This is a genomic window from Myxococcus dinghuensis, assembly GCF_024198235.1.
Lineage (GTDB): Bacteria > Myxococcota > Myxococcia > Myxococcales > Myxococcaceae > Myxococcus > Myxococcus dinghuensis.
The window spans coordinates 13,620-36,150 of record NZ_JAKCFB010000012.1 but is presented as its reverse complement, the minus strand read 5'-3'; the positions used below and the strand labels follow the sequence as shown (position 1 = coordinate 36,150).

Annotated in this window: 14 protein-coding genes; 9 read left to right on the top strand and 5 right to left on the bottom strand. The window is 69.8% G+C overall.

Annotated elements, in window-relative coordinates; translation table 11 throughout:
* Positions 1–5: 5 nt before the first annotated feature.
* From LZ198_RS17880 to LZ198_RS17850, 7 genes are all read left to right on the top strand, one after another.
* A complete protein-coding gene (locus LZ198_RS17880) occupies positions 6–4,607 on the top strand; it encodes a hypothetical protein (protein ID WP_253973201.1) in 4,602 nt (1,533 codons plus the stop codon).
* The gene (locus LZ198_RS17875; RefSeq protein WP_253973200.1) at positions 4,601–6,214 is read left to right on the top strand and encodes a hypothetical protein; all 1,614 of its coding nucleotides are present in this window, start codon (positions 4,601–4,603) and stop codon (positions 6,212–6,214) included. The genes LZ198_RS17880 and LZ198_RS17875 overlap by 7 nt, the downstream gene beginning before the upstream one ends.
* A 117-nt stretch (positions 6,215–6,331) precedes the next feature.
* Positions 6,332–8,341: an ATP-binding protein gene (locus LZ198_RS17870; protein ID WP_253973199.1), complete on the top strand. Its 2,010-nt coding sequence runs from the start codon at positions 6,332–6,334 to the stop codon at positions 8,339–8,341.
* Positions 8,342–8,394: 53 nt separating this feature from the next.
* The gene (locus LZ198_RS17865) at positions 8,395–10,104 is read left to right on the top strand and encodes a Kelch repeat-containing protein (protein ID WP_253973198.1); all 1,710 of its coding nucleotides are present in this window, start codon (positions 8,395–8,397) and stop codon (positions 10,102–10,104) included.
* A 683-nt stretch (positions 10,105–10,787) separates the two neighbouring features.
* Positions 10,788–14,381 (top strand): hypothetical protein, encoded by a 3,594-nt coding sequence (locus tag LZ198_RS17860; RefSeq protein WP_253973197.1) that lies wholly within the window; start codon positions 10,788–10,790, stop codon positions 14,379–14,381.
* 8 nt (positions 14,382–14,389) lie between these two features.
* Positions 14,390–15,001 carry a hypothetical protein gene (locus LZ198_RS17855; protein WP_253973196.1) on the top strand — a complete coding sequence of 204 codons (612 nt, stop codon included), beginning with the start codon at positions 14,390–14,392 and terminating at the stop codon, positions 14,999–15,001.
* Between the two features lie 164 nt (positions 15,002–15,165).
* On the top strand, positions 15,166–15,972 hold the full coding sequence (locus tag LZ198_RS17850; protein WP_253973195.1) for a hypothetical protein: 807 nt from the start codon (positions 15,166–15,168) through the stop codon (positions 15,970–15,972).
* Positions 15,973–16,075: 103 nt separating this feature from the next.
* Here LZ198_RS17850 and LZ198_RS17845 read toward each other — a convergent pair whose 3' ends face one another.
* From LZ198_RS17845 to LZ198_RS17835, 3 genes are all read right to left on the bottom strand, one after another.
* Positions 16,076–16,378, bottom strand: a complete 303-nt coding sequence (locus tag LZ198_RS17845) for a hypothetical protein (RefSeq protein WP_253973194.1) — start codon at positions 16,376–16,378, stop codon at positions 16,076–16,078.
* Positions 16,379–16,503: 125 nt separating this feature from the next.
* On the bottom strand, positions 16,504–17,064 hold the full coding sequence (locus LZ198_RS17840; protein WP_253973193.1) for a DUF1993 domain-containing protein: 561 nt from the start codon (positions 17,062–17,064) through the stop codon (positions 16,504–16,506).
* Between the two features lie 57 nt (positions 17,065–17,121).
* Positions 17,122–17,274 (bottom strand): hypothetical protein, encoded by a 153-nt coding sequence (locus LZ198_RS17835; RefSeq protein WP_253973192.1) that lies wholly within the window; start codon positions 17,272–17,274, stop codon positions 17,122–17,124.
* A 169-nt stretch (positions 17,275–17,443) separates the two neighbouring features.
* Here LZ198_RS17835 and LZ198_RS17830 point away from each other — a divergent pair, with 169 nt between their 5' ends.
* Positions 17,444–18,574, top strand: coding sequence for a M12 family metallopeptidase (locus tag LZ198_RS17830; protein ID WP_253973191.1), 1,131 nt, complete (start codon positions 17,444–17,446; stop codon positions 18,572–18,574).
* Between the two features lie 265 nt (positions 18,575–18,839).
* On the opposite strand, the gene LZ198_RS17825 is transcribed toward LZ198_RS17830, so the two are convergent.
* Both LZ198_RS17825 and LZ198_RS17820 read right to left on the bottom strand, forming a co-directional pair.
* Complete coding sequence (locus LZ198_RS17825; protein WP_253973190.1) at positions 18,840–19,337, bottom strand: DUF1877 family protein; 498 nt, start codon at positions 19,335–19,337, stop codon at positions 18,840–18,842.
* Positions 19,338–19,476: 139 nt separating this feature from the next.
* Positions 19,477–20,127 carry a TetR/AcrR family transcriptional regulator gene (locus tag LZ198_RS17820; RefSeq protein ID WP_253973189.1) on the bottom strand — a complete coding sequence of 217 codons (651 nt, stop codon included), beginning with the start codon at positions 20,125–20,127 and terminating at the stop codon, positions 19,477–19,479.
* A gap of 421 nt (positions 20,128–20,548) precedes the next feature.
* Here LZ198_RS17820 and LZ198_RS17810 point away from each other — a divergent pair, with 421 nt between their 5' ends.
* Positions 20,549–22,480, top strand: a complete 1,932-nt coding sequence (locus LZ198_RS17810) for a c-type cytochrome (protein WP_253973188.1) — start codon at positions 20,549–20,551, stop codon at positions 22,478–22,480.
* The last annotated feature ends 51 nt before the right edge of the window (positions 22,481–22,531 follow it).

Genomic DNA, 22,531 nt, shown 5'->3' with positions numbered 1-22,531 from the left:
CGCGCATGAGTCCCCGACCGCTGAAGGAGCCGCTCGCCGGCGAGCACGTCCTCCAGGTGGAGCCCCCGCTGAAGCCGTTCGCCGACTCCGGCTGGCGCAGCCGTCCCCACCTCTACACGGGGCGGGCGCTCTCCGCGGAGGCGCTCGCGGCCGAGCAGCGGCAGCACTCCGGATGGATCGCCGTGCGCGGCCAGGTCCGCTCGCCGGGCGTCGTCTCCGGCCTGGAGGTCGGGCTGGACCATGACCTCGACGAGGACCCCGAGCACCCGTTCCCCGTGTTCACCCTCGAGCCGGGGATGGGGCTGACGGCCAGCGGCGAGGACGTGCACGTGCCTCGCGCCCTCCGCGTGCGCGTGGACCAGGTGCCCGTGTACCGCACCGGCGACAGCCCCTCGGGCCTGCCGCTCGACGCGCTCGCCCACGTGAGGGCGGCCGACACGCAGTACGGCCTGCGCGCCGCCGTGCTCGTCATGGTGCCGGTGGTGACGCGCCGGGACGACCCCTTGGACCCGACCGACCCGGGCGAGGTCGACCTGGACACGCGCGCCCTCGACGACCACCGCCTGGTGGACGGCTGCACGCTGGTGCTCTTCGCGTGGCCGGCGGAGTGGCCCCTGCCGGAGCAGGATGGCCAGTGGCGCAACCGCCTGGCCTGGGAGGTCTTCGAGCGCGAGCGGCAGCGCCCCCATGGCCAGCACGCCCCCTGGGAGGAGGTGGGCGTCCCGCTGGCGCTCGTCGGGTTCGAATCGGCCTCCTGCGCCGAGGGGCCACCCACGCCCGTCTTCGTGGACCGCGCCACCGTGGTGCGTCCGGGCGGCGCGCCGCGCTCGCGCACCCCGCTGCTGCCCGCGTACGGGACGCCGCTGCTCTGGCAGGCCCGCATCCAGCAGCTCTCCGAGCATCTGGCCGCGTTCATCCCCGAGGACATCGACGACGGCACCGCGCTCCAGGCCCTGGCGCTGCTGCCGCCGGTGGGGCAGTTGCCCCGCCACGCCATCAGCCTGGAGCTGGGCGCGGTGGGCGACACGCGCCGCTTCTTCCCCTCGGCCTTCGACCTGGACTTCCGCCCGGTGCCGCTCGAGCAGCTGGACGCGGTGGCGAAGGCGAGCGGTTCGCTAACGCCGCTGGACACCGCCCAGGCCGAGCACGTGCAGGTGCTCGTCCCCGTGCCGGAGTCCCACTTCGAGCCCTACCTCCTGCGCGAGGAGGAGGTGGCCCCCGCGTTCCAGCAGGCCATCGACGCCGCGCTGGCGCGGCTCGAGGAGTGGCTGGGCCGGAGGCAGATCCTCCGCCGCAGGGCCACGCTGCTCCTGAACGCGCTGTCCGGCGACAAGTCGGAGTCCGAGCGCTTCCCCGGCCCGGACCCGCAGATTCCCGGCGAGCACCTCCCGGTCCCCAATCCCTATGGCTCGCAGGAGGGAACCTACGAGACGCAGGACACGCCTCCGGGCGTGCCATTGCTGGACGAGACGCTGCTGGTCAACGGCACCTGGGCGGAGCCCGGCTTGCTGGGGGGTGACAACTACGGAGTGTCCACCGCCCGAGTGCCGGACACGGGGGGCATCGCCGTCCTGTCGCGGAGCACCTCCTCTCCCTTCGGCACGTACCTCACCTCGAGGCGCCTGCCAGCCACCGGCACCGATGGCGGAACGACGCTCGAGCGCATCTTCCATCCCTGGGGGCCCATCGACTTCAAGCTGCTCTACACGGGCAGCGAGCCCGTCATCGTCCTCCTCGCTCGCGGGCGCGGCAACACGCCCACGCATCTGATCCTGCTGCGCAAGTTGGCGCAGGGCTGGGAGGCCGTCGGGCATCAGGGGCTGGACGTCCCTCCGACGGCCGTCCGGCACTTCACCGCCGTGTCGTTCCGCAAGGGGGGCATCGACGCGTTCGTGGCCACCAACTCCGGCCTGCGCAAGTTCACGTGGATCGACTTCCTGCCCCAGGCGCCGCAACAGCTCGCGCCCGAGACGTACGTCCACAAGGTCGTGGCCCTCTGTCCGGGGGAGCTGGACGTCGAGGTGCTCTTCCTGGGGAGCGATGATGTCGACGACGAGCCCTACTGGCTCCACCACATCTCGGGGCGACACGAGGGCGGCGGTCCAGAGCTGCTGCCCCGTGGGTCGAAGAAGACGTTGACGCCCGTCCAGGTGACGAGCGCCAAGGGACACCGGCTGGAGGCCGTCGTCTCCTCCAGCACCACGAAGCGGCTCGACGTGCTGGTCATGGGCGACGACGCGACGAAGGGCCTGCGGCACGCGTGGTTCGACGGGACGTGGAAGCTGGGCATGGAGCTGGTGAGCGTCACGGGCGGAGACGCGCTCGTCGCGGTGTCGCGAGGCGATGGCCAGGTCCACGCGTTCTGGTGGGACAGCCCGAGCGACCTGTCCGCCTCCGGCTATGGCCCCCTGTGGTACCGCCGGTTCGACGGGACGCGGTGGCAGCCCGCCGAGCTGTTGGCGCGGGAGGCGCTCTACATGCGCTGGGCGGACACCACCCTCGAGCAGCCCTTCGACGTCATCCTCGAGGGGGCCAGCCCCAACGTCTTCCTGGCGGCGCGGCGCGGACTGCTGCGCCTGCGGAAGGTGGCCGCGAGCACCCAGGCCACCGTCACCCAGCGCGGCCTGCGGGGCCTGGTGGGCAACGTGGAGGGCCTCTACGCCGAGGCCACGAAGCTCATCGACACGAGCTCCGCGCGCGTCCAGGCGGAGCTCCAGCACATCCGCCAGCTCATGCTCACCAGCAGCACGGAGGCCAGCCGGCTCGCCGTGTCCGCGAACGAGGGGAGCACGCTCGTCGACAGCCCGCTGGTCGTGCGGTCCGACACGGACGCCTACCTGACGCGCTTCCCCGCCCTCCTGGGCCGGGTGACGCTCATCCGCCTGTCGGACGCGATGGAGGCGCTGGAGCAGGCCACGACCACGCGGCTCGAGCTGACGCGACCGCTGCTCGACCTCGTGAGGCGGCTGGTCGGCGTGAAGGAGCTGGGGCTCGACGTGACGGACCTGACCCTGGGCGGCATCTCGACGGTCGTCGCCACGGGAGGCCCCAGGCGCGTGGTGCTCACGGCGACGAAGCAGTTGGTCCGGGAGAGCCCCTCGGTGCGCGACCTCGTGGACAAGCCAGGGCTGTTGACAGACGTGCTCTCGCGCATCGACGAGGAGCCGGAGAACATCCGGCGCGGTCTCGCCACGGCGCGCTACAAGTGGACGGAGTCGGCGTACTTCTCCACGGCGCTCCAGCACCTGGAGAACACGCTCGGCCTGCTGCGGGCGCTGGAGCGCCGGCTGCGCACCCGGGTGAACGCCATGGCGGGCTACAAGGGCCCCCTGGCCCGCCTCGAGCAGGCCTGGGCGGAGCTGGACAAGCGCCTGAAGGTCGTCGACGGCGAGGTGGCCGAGGCGCGCCAGGACACCACCGTGGCCCGCGCCCTGCTCGCCGAGGAGACGGTCCGCGTCGCGGCCGTCAACGACCGCCGCTCGCAGGTGCTCGCGCGGCACGTCCCCTTCTTCGTCTACCTGCGACCCCGCCAGTTCGACCTGACCCGGGGCGACGTCTCGCGCCTGCTGGATCCAGGCTACGCGCCGGACATCCTCCCGGAGGTGCTCGCCAGCACCGCCGCCGCGCCGCCCGAGCTGCTCTCCTACGTGGAGCTCGTCCGCGACTCGCCGCTCAAGTGGTTCTCCCTCGCGCCGGGCCTGCTGGGGGGATTGGACCGGCTGGAGGTCATCCACCGCACCTTCGTCCGGGCCCAGGCCCGCGCGCTCCAACGCTTGCCGGTGCAATACCCGCTCGTCTCCAGCCGCGCCGCGTCCCCCTTCGTCCAGGGGCTGTCCCGCCTGCTGGCCTCGCGCGAGGACCTGGTCGCCCGCCAGCGGCTCACCTTCGTGCGCTTCCAACCCGCCATCCTCGAGACACGGACCTGGCTGGAGCTCCAGCAGAGCGCCCGCGAGCAGCTGTCGCTGGGGGACCTCATCGACACGGCGCACGGCCGCCCGGACGTGGCCCGCGACGCGGCGACGCTGCTGGAGCACATGACGAAGGTGGCGACGGGCCTCTACCAGCGCTTCAGCGAGGTGCTGCCCGCCATCCGCCTGGAGTGGGCCGAGCAGATGAGCCAGTACGACGCGCCCGTCGAGCTGCGCGACCTGTCGCGACTGCCCCGGTGGGAAGAGGTGGACGTGACGGCGCGTCGCGAGATGCAGTTGTTGACCGACTGGCTGTTCGCGCGGGTCGTCGCCACGGAGACCGAGGCCGTCTCGCTCGTCAACGACCTGGTGCGCGTGGGCATGCTCGTGGCGAGCCATGCCCCCGTGAACGAGCTGTTGTCCGGCCACGTCTCCAAGCCCACCGAGGCCCGCGTGGGCGGCTCCATCGAGCTGGCGGTGGATCCAGAGCGCGTGCGCGTGGGGATGCAGGTGCAGATCCGCTCGGGCAGCCAGACGGTGCAGGCGGTGGTCGAGGACATCGCAGCCAGCGTGGTGCGGGCACGGGTGCTGTCGACGTCGACGCCCACGGTGACGCTGCCGGAGCGCGCCTCGGCCCGCTTCGCGGACCCCATCCGCGGTGGTCACGCGCTGTTGCCCTTCCTGGATGCCGCATGGTGAACGGCGCGACGCGGCACGTGGAGACGATCCGCCTGACGGCCCGGACACCGGCGCTCGTGCGTCGCGGCGCCGTGCTGCTGGAGGACGCGCTGCGCACCGCCTCGTTCCCGGAGGCCGGCCGTGGCCGGGTCCTCGTCATCCGTCGGCTGCCGGTGGGCATCATCCAGGGCCACCTGCCCCCCTCGAGCGTCGCCCTCGCGCTGGAGCGGGTGGTGCGGGAGCTGGCGGCGTCCGCGGTCCACGCCGAGGAGCCCTCCGCGCCTCACCAGGACGCGGTCTTCTTCCATGACGACGCGGAGCCACCACTCGCGCTCGCGCGACGGCTGGTGCGAGGCGAGCCGGCGCTTGCCTGGTTCTGGCCACTCGCCGTGGCGGACTTCGCGCCCGCCCGCGCTCGGGACGAACAACTGCGCCGCACGCTCGCCGCCGCGCTCGCGAGCAGCGCGGGGCTGGGCGCCGCCGCGCGACTGGTGGAGACGCTCAATCAGTGGGGCGGCCTGGACGTACTGCTGGGCGCGCTGCGGCGGAGCGATGGCGCGGCCCTCCTCCAGGTCTCGGGAGGCGCGCCGCCGACGCCCGCCGACGTGAACAGGCGCCGGGGCGACATCGAGGCGGGGCTCGGGCACGCCGCGCTGCGGTCCACTGTCGAACGCTGGGCCGCCGACTGGGGTCCCGCGGATGCGAGGTCGGTGTGGCTCGCGGCCATGGCGCTCGTCGTGGAGCGACGCGCGAGACTGGCGGACAGCGGACTGTTCGAGCGGGCCGCGAGACTCGCGGCGGGGCTCACGCCGCCCACGGAGACAGCGGAAGCCTCCCACTCCGCGCGCGCCATCACCCAGGCGGACGCAGCGCGGCCTGACGCCGCGCCGGCCACGTTCGAGGACGGTGCGACGGGAGTTCCCCTGCGCGGGTCCAGCCCCGGGGCCGCATCGCCGGTCACCTCGACGCGGGAGGAGCCCCCCGAGAGGGCCTCGGCGCCTCCAGCGAACCCGACGTCTCCACCCGCCGGGCCGGTGGACGCAGCAGCTCGGGACGCGGGCGCACGCCCCCGGACTCCCACGGAGTCGCGGAGGAAGGACGACGCCCCATCCGAGCCCACCACGAGGCCCGACCGGCTGACGTGGCCCGAGACACCGATGCCCACGAAGCTGGGAGGGCTCCTCTTCCTCATCCCCGTCCTCGAGAGGCTCGGCTTCCCTGCCCTGCTCGACGCGGCCCCGTCCCTCATCGAGGCGGAGGTGCCGGAGCGGCTGTTCGGCGCCATCGCGCGACGGCTCGGCGCCACCGGAGGGGATGCGACGCTCGCGCTGTTCGGCGCCCCAGCGCTGGGTGCCGCGCCTCGCGGGCTGGAGTTCGACCTGGAGCGGGTGCTGCGCGGCTTGCGGGTGGCGGTGCGGCGCTGGTGTCTGCGGCAGGGAGGCCTCGGGCTGCGCGCGCTCGCCGTGCGTCCGGCACGCATCATGGCCACGCGCACACACCTGGACGTCCTGCTCGACATCCGCCACGCGGACCTGCGCGCGCGCAGGCTCGGACTCGACCTCGACCCGGGGTGGGTGCCCTGGCTCGGCCGCGTGGTGCGCTTCCACTACCTCTACGGTGAAGGCTGAGGGTGGGACCGATGTCACTCGAAACCCGTCACGCACGCCCCCCGTCCAGACCATCCGCCTGGGCGACCTCGAACCGATTCCCGCGCTGGATGTGAGCGATTGAAGAGTCCCGACGTCATGCCCGAACCCACCCACGAGCCCCCACTCACCCTGCGTGACTTCGCCCTGGCGGGCGTGGCCCGTCAGCTCGGCCCCGACGAGGCCCCGCGGCTGGAGGTCCACTTCCTGCGGCAGGCCCAGGAGGCCGTGGAGGCGCGACACTCGGACTGGGCCCTCGGCGCTCGGGCCTGCCTCGAGTCGCCCGCGCCTCGCGACGTCCCGTTGGCGCGGCTGGCCGGACAGCTCGGCCTCACGCTGCTGGAGCAGCTCGTCGTGGCACTGGCCGCCGCCGTCGAGGAGGAGCCCGTGGTGGGGCGCGTCCTCGCCTTCGTCCAGGCGCCAACCGGCGGCTCGCGTCCGACCCTCGGGCTGATCTCCCGGGCCCTCGCCGACGCGGCCCCGCCAGGACAGTCGCCGCTGCACATCCTCGCGGCGGGCGCCGCCCTCCAGAGCGGACTGCTCGTGCGGCACGGTGTGGAGCTGCCCCTCGCCGAGCAGTCGCTGGCCCTCCCCCTGCCCCTCTACCTCGCCCTCCAGGGTCAGGATGGCGCGTGGCCCGGGACGACGCTCGGGCCCGGTGCCCTGCCGACGATTCCCCTGCCCGACTCCACGCTCGAGGGTGTCCACCGCCACGCGCGGACGCTGATGGCCGAGGCGCGCGGCGCGCTGCTCCTGCGCGGTGGCTCCACGGCGGAGCACCGCACCGTCGCCACGGCGCTGGCCTCCGCCATGGGGCGGCGTCCCCTCTTCATCGAGACGGACCGCCTCGACTCGCTGGGCCCCTTCCTGTCGCTGCGCTCGCTGCTGCCGGTGTTCTGCTTCGACCTCGCGCCCGGGGAGCGGAAGGTCGTGCCGCAGCCCTCCGCGTACGACGGCCCCGTCCTCATCCTCGGCGGTGTCGAGGGCGGCTTCGAATGGCCCTCGGGGAGTCTGCTCACCTGGACGCTGCCGGTCCCCGCGCGCGCCGAGCGAGAGGTCCTCTGGCGCGAGGCGCTCCAGGACGACGTGCTCGCGGCGCAGCTCGCCAACACCCACCGCCATCGCGCGGGGAGGATTGCCCACCTGGGCCAGGCGGCGCACCGCCACGCGGCCCTGCGCGGTGGCACCGTCACCGAGGCCCAGGACCTGATGGCCGCGTCCTGGGCGGGAGATGGGGGCGGACTGGGAGCGCTGGCCCAGGCGCTGCCCGAGCACATCAGCGACGCAGCCCTGGTCGTCCCGCCCCCGCTCGCCGCGGAGCTGGAGGCGTTGTCGCTGCGGTGCCGCGCGCGGGACGGCCTGTCGGAGGGGCTCGGTGCGTCCGCGACGACGCGCTATCGCACCGGCGTGACGGCGCTCTTCGTGGGCCCCTCGGGCACGGGCAAGACGCTGGCCGCGGGCTGGCTCTCCACCCGGCTGGGCATGCCGCTGTACCGGGTGGACCTGGCCAGCGTGACGAGCAAGTACATCGGCGAGACGGAGAAGAACCTGGCGCAGATCTTCGCGCGCGCCGAGCACGCCGAGGTGATGCTCCTCTTCGACGAGGCGGACTCGCTGTTCGGCCGACGCACGGACATCCGCGATTCGAACGACCGCTTCGCCAACGCGCAGACGAACTACCTGCTCCAGCGCATCGAGTCCTTCGACGGCGTCGCGCTGCTGACGAGCAACAGCAAGGGCCGGTTCGACCCGGCGTTCATGCGCCGGCTCGACGCCATCATCGACTTCCCGATGCCGGGGCCCGAGGAGCGGCGGGCGCTGTGGCTGTCGCACCTGGGGCCCCGGCACCGCGTGAGCCCCCGGGACTTGAACCGGCTGTCGGCGATGGCGGAGCTGGCGGGCGGGCACATCCGCAACGCCGTGCTGCTGGCCGCGGTGCTGGCGCGCCAGGAGGCCCGCCCCATCGAGTACGCCGACCTCTTGAGAGGCTTCGCCAGCGAATACAAGAAGCTCGGTCGGCATGTCCCGACGGAGCTGCGTGACGCTGGCCCCACTTCGGCGGCGCCCGCGAAGGCGACGCCGCCCCGCACGCCTCCGGGCGAGCCCTGACCCCACTTCGTTTCCCTGGCATCCCGACACGCGAGTCCATGGAGGAATGGCAGATGCCCACCCCATCACCGGAACCCGGGCCCACGACATCCACCCTCGTGCTGGGCGAGGGCGCGGACACCCACGTGCTCCCCGCCAACGACGACGGCTCGGCGGGCCCCATCGAGCTGGGCTTCCCCGTCAACTTCTTCGGGACGCTCCACACGTCGGTCTTCATCAACACCAACGGGAACGTCACCTTCCAGGAGCCGCTCTACAAGTACCTCCCCTTCCCCATGGGCGCCGGGACACCGCCCATCATCGCGCCCTTCCTGTCGGACGTGGACGTGAGGGGCGCCACCTCCGCGCGCGTGCGCTACGGCACCACGACGTTCGAGGGCAGCCCGGCCTTCTGCGTGAACTGGATCGACGTCGGCTATCACGCGGCGCGCTCCGACAAGCGCAACCGCTTCCAGTTGCTGCTCGTGGACCGCAACGACCTGGGCCTGGGCAGCTTCGACGTCGTCATGAACTACGACCGCCTGGTGTGGGAATCGGGCGAGTCCGGTGGCGGCAGTGACGGCCTGGGAGGCCACGCCGCGGGCGGCGGCTTCTCGTCCGGGACGGGAGAAGCCGGCACCGCCTTCGAGTTCCCGGGCGCACGCACGCCGGGGGCGCTGCTCGATGACAACGCCACCACCGGGCTGGCTCGCACCCGCCGGAACAGCTCCATCCTGGGTCGCCACATCTTCCGGTTCCGCGGAGGCCGTCCAGAGCTTCCGCGCCCCGCGGGTCGCAGCCAGAAGGCCGTCCCCCGCGCCGTGCTCCGGCCGGATGGCCGTGTGCTCGTCCTCGGGGACTCCCAGCCCATCGTGGATCTGTTCGTGCCGGCCTCGCTCGGAACACCCGATGCCTGGGTCGCCGCGCACGACTCCCTCGTCGACCGCCGGTTCCACACGGCCACCTTGTTGGAGGGACATGGCCAGGTCCTCGTCACGGGCGGAGAGAGTCAATCCAAGACCACCGAACTCCACGACCCACTGACGGACACGTGGCGGGCCACGGCGCCGATGAGCGTGGGACGCATCTCCCACACCGCCACGCGGCTGAACCATGGCCAGGTGCTGGTGACGGGAGGCTACAACCCGGACACACGGGGGCTCGACACGTGCGAGCTGTACACGGCGAGGAGCGACACCTGGACGGCCACGGGCACGCTGGGCACGGGCCGCAGCATGCACACCGCCACGCTGCTGCCGGAGGGGCGTGTGCTCGTGACGGGGGGACTGGATGCGTCCTCGAAGCCGCTGCGTTCCACCGAGCTGTATGACCCCGCCACGGGGACCTGGACGCCCGCGGGCGACATGGAGAGCGAGCGCTCCGAGCACACGGCCACGCTGATGCAGGACGGCCGCGTGCTCGTGGCGGGAGGCACGCCCTTCACGGACATCAGCGGCTCCGCGGAGGTGTATGACCCGGCGGAGGGGACCTGGACGCGGGTGGGCGACATGGCCGGGCCACGCCGCAAGCACACCGCCACCCTGCTGCCCACCTGCCATGTCCTCGTCACCGGCGGCGGCCACGAGCATGGGGGCATCCTCGACAGCGTCGAGCTGTACGACGTGCACTCCGGCACCTGGAGCACCGTGTCGTCGCTGAGCGTGGCGCGCTCCTACCACGCCGCGGTCCTGCTCAATGACGGCCGTGTCCTCATCGTCGGCGGAGCCAACGACACGGCCCGAGGGACGTACGAGCTCTACTACCCGCCTCGTCACAGGAAGTAGTCGGAGGGTCGGTCCCCATGTTTCGCCGCAGCTCGCGCAAGGAAGAACGCGTCGCCCGCTCGACGAACACCGCGTCGAGGGAGCGCGGCGCTCCACGTCCGCCGCGCCTTCGGGAGCGAGAGCGGGAGGAGCGCGACTCGGAGGAGACACCCGAGCCCGAGGGCTCACGTCGGGGTCGGGACCACGTTCCGCGATACCTCGGTGGACAGGGGTCACCGGAAGTCGAGACGCTCCCCGTGTATCTCGGAGGGCGAGGACCGGCGCCCGGTGAGTTCGGAGCACGCGAACACGAGGGCCCTGGCGTTCCGCGATACCTGGGCTCCGAATCGAGCCTGACACCGCGCACCGGGATGCGCGCCCCAGAGCGCGGCCCCTCCGATACGGCGACCGGGGCTCCGAGCGCATGGGAGGCAGACGCCGCTGACACGGCCACCGCCACGGCGAACGCGAGTCCACGCGTCGATGGGGCCGACACAGCGTGGCCTGCCACGAGCGATACCGATGTCGACGCGGCGACAGGCGCCCCAGAAGTGGCGAGCACCGACGCGCCAGGGCGAGGCAGGGCCGAGGCCCGGACAGGACCCGAGAAGGAATCCAAATCCGCCCGGACGGCGGCGAGGGCGGAGTCTCCGGCGACGCCGGATGGAGCCTCGATTGGAGGCGGTGGCGGGGGGACAGGTGCCATGGCCGAGGCGCCAGCCACCCTCGACACGGGCAGCCCCGGCGCCGTGCTGGAGTCCCTCGCCCGGACACCCGCCACGGCGGCCCTGTCCGCGTACACCCAGGCCAGCGAGGCATCCGCCGGCGTCCTCCAGGCCCAGCGCGACGAGGCCCAGGCGCGCCTCCCCGTGGTGCCCACCCCCACGGGGATTCCCGCCCAGGAACACGTTCCCCCGGAGCAGGCCCGCTCCATGGCGGCCACTCCGGCGACAGCTCCGCTCCAGGCGAGCGCCGCATCCACCAGGATGAACGCGCCCCTCGTGGGAGCGCTGGTGCCCGAAGCCCCGGCCCTGCCCGCTCCCACTCCCACGGTCCTCGCGGGGAGCACGGGCGAGTTGCGCGACGCTCAGTCCGACGGCGACCGGGAGCTTGCCCGAAGCGCCCAGGGGGCCCTCGACGGAGTCAGCCAGCCAGGCACCGGAGTGCCGACACGGGCCACGGAGCGTCCTTCCGTCGACCTGAGCGGCGAGGCGGATCCGACCCAACTGGAGTCGGCCTACGGCGCGTCGGACCAGCAGACGCACGCCGCTCGCCTCGATGCCGCCCAGGCCATCCAGGGGGACTTCGGAGAGAACGCCATCTTCCCGGAGCCCGACCCTTCGATGCTCCGGCCGCGCCTCACGGAGGCGGGAGCCACCACGGCCACGCCGGAAGTCTCCGCCGCCGCGCCGTCGATTCCCTCCGAGGCGCGGGCCTCCATCGACGCTGGGGCCTCCCCTCCGCTCCAGGAGCGCGTCGGCGCCGAGCAGCAGCGCTACGCCCAGGAACAATCGAGGTACGAGAGCGACACCGAAGCGGCCCACGCACAGGCCCACGAGGACATCGCCGAGCTGGGCGACGAGGCCCGCTCCACCCAGACGGATGCGCAATCCACGGCCCGCGCCGCCGTCGGCCTCGCGCGACGTGACTGGGATGGGGAGCACGCGCGCGTCGAAGCCGACTTCCAGGGCAAGGCCGAGACCGCGAGGACGGAGCACCACGACCGCATCTCGACCAAGACACGAGAAGGCAACAGCGAGGCCGACGCCCACATCGCCAAGGCCGAGCAGGACACGAGCGCGGAGCAGCAGCGCGCGGACGCCGAGGCCGAACGCAAGAAGCGCGAGGCGAAGAAGAAATCCAGCGGCTTCTGGGGTTGGGCGCGGTCGAAGGCGAAGGCGCTCATCGACGGCCTCAAGGCCGCCGTCAACTTCGTCTATGACAACCTGCGCAAGGCGGTCAAAGCCATCTTCGACGCCGCGAAGAAGCTGGCGCTCGCGGCCATCGAGCTGGCGCGCAAGGCCGTCGTCGGGCTCATCCAGGCCTATGGGGCCGTCCTGAAGGGACTGGTGAGCATCGCCCTGGCGGCCTTCCCCGACATCCGCGACCGCATGCTGCGGCGAATCGACCAGGCGGTCGAGACGGCCACGCGGATCGTCAACACCGCCGCGGAGGTCCTCAAGAAGGGCGTCGCGGCCGTGTTGGACTTCCTGGCGGAGACCATCGACAAGGCGCTGGGGCTCGTCCAGAGCATCTACAACGGCATCCTCACCGTGGTCGGCATGCTCATCAGCGGCGAGTTGCAGGAGCTGCTCGCCCGCTTCGCGGACCTCGTCGCGGCAGCGAAGACGGCCCCTGGCCAGTTCGAGACGGCGGCCTACGAGGAGCTGCTCGGGGGCAACCTCGACCAACCCCTGTCCCCCGCGGAGCTCGCCGCGGCCGGGCGCATGCCGCCAGCGGTCGCGGCGTCCCCGGAGGGCACGAGGCCCGCCACACCCCAGGCCACGCCCGACACAGGTGCCGACGCGCCACTCCCTGGCCCTCCCTGGACGGAGGCCAACGTCGGCGTGGACGAGGTGGCCACGGGAGAACCGCTGCCTCCCCCGCTCCTGGCGGACCTCCATCGACAGACGGGCGGTGGCGACGGGACGGTCGTGTTCGGAGAGTCCACCGAGGCGCACCGGACGCTCGACGCCGCGCTGGGACTTCCCGCGTCCGGTCATGCTCCAGCGGCCCAGACGCAGACGGAGCCCGGACAGGAGACGTTCCCGGACGACGGCCTCACGCCTCGCGAGCGCGCGGCCATCAAGTGGGAGGCGATGAAGAAGGGGCTGGCCGCGTGGTGGTCCGCGAACTGGCCCTATGTGCTCGCGGGCGGCGTCATCGCGCTGGCTGGGTTCATCATCGCCAACATCCTGACGGGTGGCGCCCTCCTGGCGGCGCTCCCGCCCATCATGAGCGTGATGGGGTCGCTCTTCACGGGGCTCATGGTGATGCAGTTGGCCGGACACGTCCGCGACTTCCTGCAGAAGGGCTGGAACGGAGACATCGCGGGCGGCGGCAAGAGCCTGGCGAAGGGCATGGCGGCGGGCGCCATCGAGCTCATCTCCCTGCTGACGTTCAAGGCCGGCGGACTGGTGCTCAAGGGAGCTCGGGCCACGGCCCGGGGCGCGGTGAAGGGCGCGCAGGCGTTGGCCGAGGGGGTTTCGAAGGCGGCGCGCGCGCTGCGCGGCGGCGCCAACTACGTGCTCAAGGGCGGCAAGGTCCTGCTCGGAGGCGTGGGGCGCGGCATCACACGAGGCGTCGAAAGCCTGCGCGCGCTTGGCGGCAGGCTGTTGAGTCGCACCCGGTTCAAGGGCTTCCGCATCCTTCTCCAGGGTCGTCGCTTCCGCCTGGAGGGGCGAATCAACCCCTGGGTGTTGCTGGTCCAGGGGCCCCTCACCGAGGCCGACGTCCACACACCTGGAGCGACACGGCTCAGCGACAAACAACTCGCGGAGCTCCGAAAGAGCACCAATCCCCAGGACTACCTCAACAAGGTCCACGCGGATGACCTGGCCAAGGCGGGAACGACCCCGGCGAACGCCCGGAACCCGTGGCCCCACGCGGAGTCACTGGAGGACTTCGCCGACCGGATGCGCGCCGAGCTGAACAAGGCGAAGGGGGAATATGACCGTCTGCGACGGACGAGCCCGCTGAGCCAGGCGGAGGCATCGAGGCTTCGTCAATTGGAGGAAGAGGTCCTGCCCAAGCTCTCCAAGGACGTCCATGGCCTGGAGAAACCCGATCTGCTCAAGCCGCCCCGGCCGGATGCTCGCGACATCCCCACCCACGTCACGACTGCGAACAAGCTCAGTGTCGAGGTGCCACGGCAGCAACTGGACCACATCCTCTTTGCCCACACGGTCGAGAACTTCGACCCCGTCCGACGCATCGGGGAACTGGCTCACGAGGCCCCCACGCACATCACCTCGTTCTTCCCGGAGCGGACCCTCACGAACCACCGGGAACTCTTCACCCTCATCGAGCAGGCCCTCGCCGGGAAGGGCGGCCGCAACATCATCCCCACCGGAAACAACCACCTCCGCATCACCAGCCTGCGAAACTACCGCCTCGAGGGCTGGGTCGGACTGAAATCAGGGGGTGGCCTGAAAGTGAACTCCCTCTATGTCCAAGGTGGGCAGCTCACGTTGACCAAGGCGCAGATCCAGGCGTATGCGACGGCCATCCAGAACGGGTCTCGTACCGTGGCTGACATTCGCCAGGAGATCTCCGTGCGGTTCGTGAGAGGATTCTGATGGACCCGATGGAACGAGAACTGAGGGCGCGGCTTCGCAGGATCTACGTGGAGAACTGGCCATACTGGGAGGAACCAGCCACGCAGCCAGCGACCCAAGAGCGCCAGCTCGAGGTGCTGCGGCAGAACGTCACTCGGCTCCTGCGCCACCCCGCCACCGTGCAGACCACGCCGCGAGACATCAACAACTACTACGACATCGAGTGCCCACTGAGCGCTGGGCTCCCGCCCAGCCGGGCCGAGCTGACGTTCGAGGAGGGTGACCCGGAGCCATCCGCCGAGTACTTCCAGTTGCTCTTGAGTGCCGTGGCACCAGTGGTCGCTGGAGTCTGGCACCGCTTCTCGCATCCCGACGGTGAGCCCCGTCACGAGATGTTCGACCTCGTCAGCCCGGAGTGGTTCGCGACACACCCCGAGCACGAAGCCGCCGCGAGGGAGCTGGCGCATATCGCCCGAGGCCTGGGGCTCACCCTCCTGGGCTGGGACGTCACCCTTCAACCCGCTGATGCGGACTGGCCCGTGGCCCCCTTGATGCCCGAGGCCCCCGACCTGCGGCATTACCTGTTCAAGGGCTACTACGACGACTGGGGAGGCATCAGCAAACCGGTCCGGGATCCGTGAGCCAGCGCGAGGTGTTCACCCTCGGCGTCGCCCCGCCCGTGGTTCAGGCAAGCGTGAGAGGTTCGAACGCGCCCCAGAGCAAGGCCTTCGAGCACCCCATCGTCGAGGCCGGGCACCTGAGAACCACCGTGCCGTAGCTCGACCCTTCCGTGGAGGCATGCCTCGTGAGCTTCGAGAGCGCCTGGCTCACCCGCATAGACGGTCCCATCGACGTCGCTGTCATCGAAGACCACCTCGGCGCGCTTCCCTGGGCCTGGAGGGACCCGGTGGACGGGCGGCAGTTCTTCCTCGCCGGCCACGTGCGGGATGCGCGCGCGGCGCGCGACTGGCGCATCACCCACCCCACGGAGTATCCAACCGATGGAGTGCTGGTCGCGGTCCATCCGGACGGCGTGAGAATCGATCAGCGGGGGTATCCCGAATCGATGGCGCGCGCGCGAGACTTCGTGGGCTGGCTGCTGCGAACGGGCACGTGGAACGCGCGCACCGAACTCTCCACCGAGCAGCCGCTCACCTCGGCGGAGGAGCTGTACCCAGGCCCCCTGCCCTCCACCTCCGAGATGGACGACGACCCGCACCAGTCACCTGTCATCGTGGGGACGCTCACGCGGTGGACGACCGGAGCACGAACGCTGTCCGTCCATTCGGACGGAGCCGCGCGACTCCAGCTTCCCGGTGGCGGCGCAGTCGACGCGAGGATGACACCCGAGGAACTCGTCGCCTGGACCCGCGCCGCGGACGTCGATCCCGAGGACCTGGACTTCGACGCGTCGGACGCCGCGACTCGCGTGACGCTCGAGCGCGAAACACCCGAGGGCGTGAAGTCCGCCTGGCTCGACACGACACGCGTTCCGAAGGCCGTGGCACCCCTCGCGCGGCAGGTGGCGCGGCTCTCGAGCGCCCTCGAAGGGTGGACGCCAGGGGACCCCATCCCCCCAGGACTCATGTCCATCACACGCCGAGAGGCTTGAAAGCGACCTGCCTGGGGCCCTGGAGACGACTTCGTCCCGAGCTTCAGGCGGTCCGAAGAACCCTGGGCACGTCAGGTCACGCGCAGCCGTCAGGAACGAGCGCTCACAGGAATCGACCGACCAACGCTTCGAAATGCAGCACGAAGTAGATCAGCGGCACGATGTTTCCCAGAATCAGCGTCGGGATCAGCCACGCAATCATGACCCAGACCGAAGCCTCGTTCAGATAGACAAAGAAATTGAACAGGAGGAGGCCCAGATACAAATCGGCGGTGACTTGTCGGCCCCATTTCAGGGCCATCACAGTCCGCAGCGAACGCCAGAAGTTCTCGGTGCGACTGGCGTAAAGCGTGTATCCAGAAAACAAAACCAGAAGCGCGAGCGCGGACCAGCGGACGAATTCCATGTCGGCTCGTTACTGCACCTTCTGGACAGAGCGCAAGAGCGCCTGAATGGCCCCGGTTCCGTAGAGCGTTCCTGGCCTTCGCCAGCAAGCGGCAGTCCGGAACCTCTCGTCGTATCCAGTTCAGCTCAGCTCGTCCCCCAGTTGCCCAGGAAGTCGCCCATGGTGAGTCGCACGCCTTGGTTGCGCAAGATGCCGTAGGCGGTGGTCACATGGTAGAAGAAGTGAGGAATCGCAAATGCGATCAGGAACTGGCGGCCCGTGGAGCGCATCGAGCCACGGCGGTGCTCTATCACGACCTCTCGTTCGAGGCCGGCCTCGAGGTCGTCTGGCGGAATCTCTCGGAGATACGCGATCGTCGCATCGATCCGCTGGTGGAGGTCCGCGAAGCTCCTTGCATCGTTCGCGGCCGGTACCCGTGGCGCCCCCAGCAACTGCGCAATCGCCAGCCTGGCTCCCTCCGCGGCCCAGTGGACTTGAGCGGCGAGCGTGTACAGGTGCAGGTCACCTGGCGCGTCACTCGCAATGCCGCGCATGCGGCCATCCCCAGCGAGTTGCGCGTCCAGCAACGCCGCGTCACCGCTCCCACTGGAAGCAGCATGGTCTTCGGCTTTCGCCAACTGCGACTTCAAGTTGGTCAGTCCGCGAACGAACAGGCCAGCAGACAGCTCGTAGGCATTCAAAGACATGGTCCATCCTCCACCACAGTATACGCCAGTGCCAACCAGTCCCTACCGGTGCGGATGTCACCCTGCTCGGTCCAGGAAGAACTCGGACGGGTGCATCTTGATGTAGCGCACGAAGCAGCCCTGCAGCCGCTCCTCCGTGTTGGCGCCACCCACCGCGACGCCGAGGGGGAGGCTGGCGGAGGCCGGCAAGGCAGCAACGGCTTCGCTCATGGCTCGTCCGGCCCCGCCAGCCATCGTCCTTCTTCACCAGACCGATGCCCCCTGCTGACAGACCGCAGCAGGCGGGCCGACTTCTTCGCCGCCGACATCTACTCTAGGATTTCCATCTTCACCGCTTCTTCGAAGATTGGGGTCTCCCGTGTTTTGTCGCCGCTCGCTCGTGGCTGTATCCCTCCTCACACTGCTCGCCGGCTGCCAGGTCGATGGTGACGCCTTCTCCTCCGAGGTCCCCGTGGGTGCGGGGATTCCCTCCACGCCCGGAGTCGTCGACACGGGATGGGCCGTGGTCCGCGGCAAGGCCACGCAGATCCGCTTCACGGTGAAAGAGGGCCGCGCCATCTTCGAGGGCGACATCGACCTGGGGCCGGCCGACATGGTTCCCACCCACCGCGAGGCGCTGGAGCGCGCGCCCTCGGATGGCGTGCACGGCATGGGGAGCATCACGTACGGGACCGGCAGCCGCTGGAACTCAGGCAGGGTGCCGTACGTCATCGACCCGGCCCTCCCCATGCAGTACCGGGTGACGGACGCCATCGCCCACATCGAAGCCAACAACCCGGGCGTGGACTTCTTCCCTCGCACCACCGCGTACGCGGACTACATCTACATCACGCGAAACGCGACCGAGTGCAACTCCCAGGTCGGGCGCGTGGGCGGCCGACAGGTCATCAATCTCGCGGACGGCTGTGGCACGGGCAGCACCATCCATGAGCTGCTGCACGCGCTGGGAATGTGGCACGAGCAGAGCCGCTGCGACCGGGACAGCTACATCGAAGTCCTATGGGCGAACGTGCTGCCCGGGTACGAGCACGCCTTCAACCGGTACTGCGCGGACTCGACGCCAATCTCCGGTGACGCGTATGACTACGATGAGGGCTCCATCATGCACTACCACCCCTATGCCTACTCGAGGAACGGAGCGCCGACGATCCGCTCCCTCCGGGGACGGGAGTACCTCATGGGTCAGATCTACGCCATGAGCGCGACGGACGTGAAGACCATTCGCTGGATGTACACGGACCCCGCCGTCTGCGGCGATGGCAGGTGCTATCCGGAGGAGAACAACCTGACCTGCCCGGCGGATTGCCAGCCGTTCTGCGGCGACTTGATCTGCCAGAGTAGCGAAGAAGGTGTGTGCCTCGATGACTGCCCGCCCTGTGGCGACGGCATCTGCACCCTCCTCGAGCAGAATGGCTCGTGCGTCGCGGATTGCGGCAGTTGTGGGAACGGAGTCTGTGAGGCGTCGGATTCCCAGGTCCCCTTGTGTTCTGATTGCTGGGGACCTTTCTAGCCAGGTGCCTTGCCAATCGTCAGGGCGCCCCCAGCCCCTTCCCTGGTAGGTGCCCTCGCCCGTCGCCCATCGCACCAACGGGCAACGGAAGCGGTTCAGCCAGGAGTGCCCGCGCCCGACCATCCACCGTCGGGCGTTCTTCCGCGAGTTGCTGTTCCTGGTGCACACGCAGAGTCGGCGTCGAAGCAGGTGCAGCGTGAAGTGGAACTCTTCCGCCAGTCGCCTGACCTCGTCGACGTTCGCGCCCCACAGAGAGCGCGGCGAGTCAGTCGGTGTAGGTCACCAGAGACCGCTTCTTTCTCGCGGCCGAGGCGAAGAACTTCTGGAGTGCCTTGATCTCCGCGATGACTGCCGCAGCGGCCTCATCGTTGTCAGAGTCTTCGAGCACGCACTCCTCGTCGACCTCTTCGGTGTCGCGCAGCTCATCGAAGTCGGCCTTCTTGATCGCGGACTTGATCTTCGCGAGTTCGACCTTGGTGAGCGCGGCGCTCAGCCTGACGACGGTCGCGGCGGTGGTGAGATCGAAGCCACCGCTCTCCACGGATTTCGCCTTGACGCGCTTCTCTCCGCCCAGAACTGCGCTGAGCGGGTGCTTCTTCGCAGGGTATGCGGCGCCGGTGAGGAAGTAGTTGATCGCGGTGTAGAGCTGCGTCGCGAGCTTCTCACCCGCGGGCTTGTCGAGCGACGTGATCGTGTCAGGAGCCTTCTTGAGCGCGGCGACCTCCTCATCGGTGAGCATCTGAATCCACGTGACCATTGCCATGTGAGCACCTCCCTTCGAGCGCGCAGCCTTGCGAGCTCGAGCCCAGCACGCTACCACGCCCGTCCACCTGGCCGGCCTCGCCCATTGCCGGCGACGGGGCCCAGCATGGCCCGAAGAATCCAGGCGGGTCAGACCTGAATCAGCGCAGCCGCAATCCCAGCCGCATGGCCAGGAATGAGGTCATCACGTCCGCCGCGGCCTGGGTGTACTCGTTCGTCATGCGGCCATGAAGGTAGAAGGACGTACGGAGGCTCGCGGTGCCGAACTCCACCGCCAGCGCCGCGATGTCCGGCGCCCCCCGCGGGATGTCGACGCCGCGCGTCGCGAGCAGGCCGCGCGTGAGCGTGCCCAGGCGCGCGATCGTGGATTCGAGCGCGCGAAAGCTCACATCCGAGACCGGCCCGGTCAGCAGGACGGCCTGCGCCGCCGGATGCGTGCGGTAGAAATCCGCCGCCGCATGGACCATGCGCGTGATCAGCTCCTGCCAGTCCCTGGCCCCCGCGAGGCTTTGGGCATAGCTCGTCAGGTGCGCCTCCAGCGCCCCGAGTTGGCGCTCCGCGAGCTCGTTGAGCAGGGCTTGGGGGGTCGGAAAGAACTTGTAGATCGTCGATCGAGGGTACTCGAGACGTTCCGCCAGCGTCGGGATCGAGAAGGCCGAAAGCCCTGATTCGAGCAGCAGTTCCTCCGCCGCCTGGAGCACGGCATCGACCCGGACCTTGGCGCGCTGCTGCTGCGGCTTGCGCGCCACGAAATCGGGGTTGGGGGCGGATTGACGCGCATCGTTGGCCATGGTGCTCGACTCCATTGCGGGCTCCAACAAACGTCGGGACAGAGCCGACGCGGCAGCATGATGCGGCAACCGAGGACGCGAAAGCCGAAGTGGACATCGTCCCTGCGTTCGTCGAGGACTCGAAGTCCGCGGAGCCGGTTCTTCCAGGCCAGGGTCCGCTCGACAACCCAGCGGTAGCGGCCGAGTCGGTCCTTGGACCCGGCCCTCGCCAGCGCCACCCCACCCCTGGATTTCGTCAGTGACCGTTAGGCGACAAATGTCGCCTACGGCACTTTAGCGACAAATGTCCCTTTTCGGGGAACGCGGGAAAGGGGCTCATCCCCCCGTGTGACTCGGAAACTGACGTCTCCGAGCACACGCCTACCCGGTCGGACCGAGGCCCCATCCGACCGACCCCAAGTACGTCAGGAGGAGGGACGTCATGGCGGCACGTCTGACTCGAAGCGTTCTCGTCGCGATGTGTTTCGTGAGCGCCGGCATCACACCGGCAGCAGCGCAATCGGACCTGCTCGGCAGCAAACGTGGTGGTCACTACTGGTTCGAGTTCTGTACGGGCAAGTCCGATGCGACGCTCCTTCCGCCCGATCCACGATCACTCGTGACGCCGACGTCGAACAAGAACGTCGTCTTCAACGTGGGGTGGCACTCATGCATGAACCGGGTTCCGCTGACGTGTGGTGAGCTGCGGTCGAACAGCGCGGCTGGAGGGCGGCTGATCGGTGGAAACGGAAGTCCCGACGCCGGCTGGGAGTTCAGCGGCCATTCCGCCTGGAGCCTCTGGTCGATGCCGGCGTCCCAGTACAACGCGCTGTGGCTGAGGTGGGGCCTGCCGTTCCGCCCTTCCGACTTCGACACCCTCGTCGCCGAGCGCTACGGCAGCCCGCTCAGCCCGCAACGCAATCCGTATCCCCTCCCGTTCGAGGATCCGAACCGCACGAACGGGGGCTCCGGCCAACTGCCCATGGCGCTGACCCAGACACGCAACGCCGACGGCTCGTGGAGCGGACAGATCGGCGTCACGTGTTCGGTCTGTCACAGCGGCCAGATTGGCCAGGCGAGCGACGGCGCGGGCCTGGGGCCGTTGCACGGAACCAACGGCCTCACCGACGTGACCCTGTTCTTGAGCGAGCTCGGAGGCCTCAACCCCGCCTTCACGATCGCCTCCCTGAACCGCATCCGCGGCACGGGCAACATCACCAACTTCCAGCTCTTCGCCCTGCTCACGATCTTCGACCCCGACGGGTCCATCCCCGGCGTCTTCCTCAATCCGGAGATCTGGGCGGCCGGCTCGACCGGCACGGAAGACCCGCCGAACTGGTGGAACCTCGGGCACCGGCCGGCGAAGTTCTTCGACGCCGGGATGAGCAGCGACGCCACCCGCATCGAGCTCTCCTGGTACATGCCGGGCGCCGCATTGCCGAACTACGGGGAAGGCTACGACTGGATCCTCGACAACGAGTACCAGGCGAACACCTGGATGCTCGGCCTGAAGTCGCCGGCCTATCCTCTGCCGGTCAACACGGCGCTCGCGGAGCAAGGGTCGATCCTGTTCCACACGCTCGATCTGTGGGCAACGAACCGCAACAACCCGGTCGTGAAGCCGCAGCAGGCCGGCAACGGCTCGTGCGCGAGCTGCCATGGAGCCTACGCGGCCCGCTACGTGAACGATCCGAACTTCCTCGCCAATCCCACGCTCGAGGGCATCGCGGCCAACGTGACTCCGATCGAGGTCGTCGACACCGACGACGCCCGACTGCTTGCCAACGATGGCGCCATCGAGACCCAGTTCAAGAACAGCTTCTTCGGGTACGAGGGCCAGAATGGGTGCGCCGACAAGTACAACATGATCGGCTATCTCGCGCAGCCGCTCTACGGTGTCTGGGCGTCCGCCCCCTACTTCCACAACGGCTCGGTGCCCGACCTCTGGACCCTGCTCAAGTCGTCGGACCGCCCGCGGATCTGGCGTCGCAAGTCGAAGTCGCCGAGGTTCGGCGTCGTGATGGGATTCGAGACCGAGCTCGCGAAGGCGTATGACCAGACCAAGGTCGGGTGGAAGTACGACACGATTCCGTGCAGCTACCTGACCTTCTCTCCGTTCAACCACTGCAACCCGTGGGATCCGAACGAGACGCCGCTCATCGAGAGCGGGCTGTCCCTGCTGTACGGCAACGGCGCGCTCGCCTGGAACCTCCTCGGCAGCATCATCGCCCCGAGTTTCTCGAACTCGGACATCGAGGATCGCAAGATCTACAACACCCGGATGTTCAGCCAGTCGAACTCGGGCCACACGTTCACCGACGTGCTGACCGATGCGGAGCGCACCGCGCTGATCGAGTACATGAAGACGTTGTGAGCCTTCGCCGGAGCGTGGCGGGGACTCGCTCGCCACGCTCCGGCATGCCCC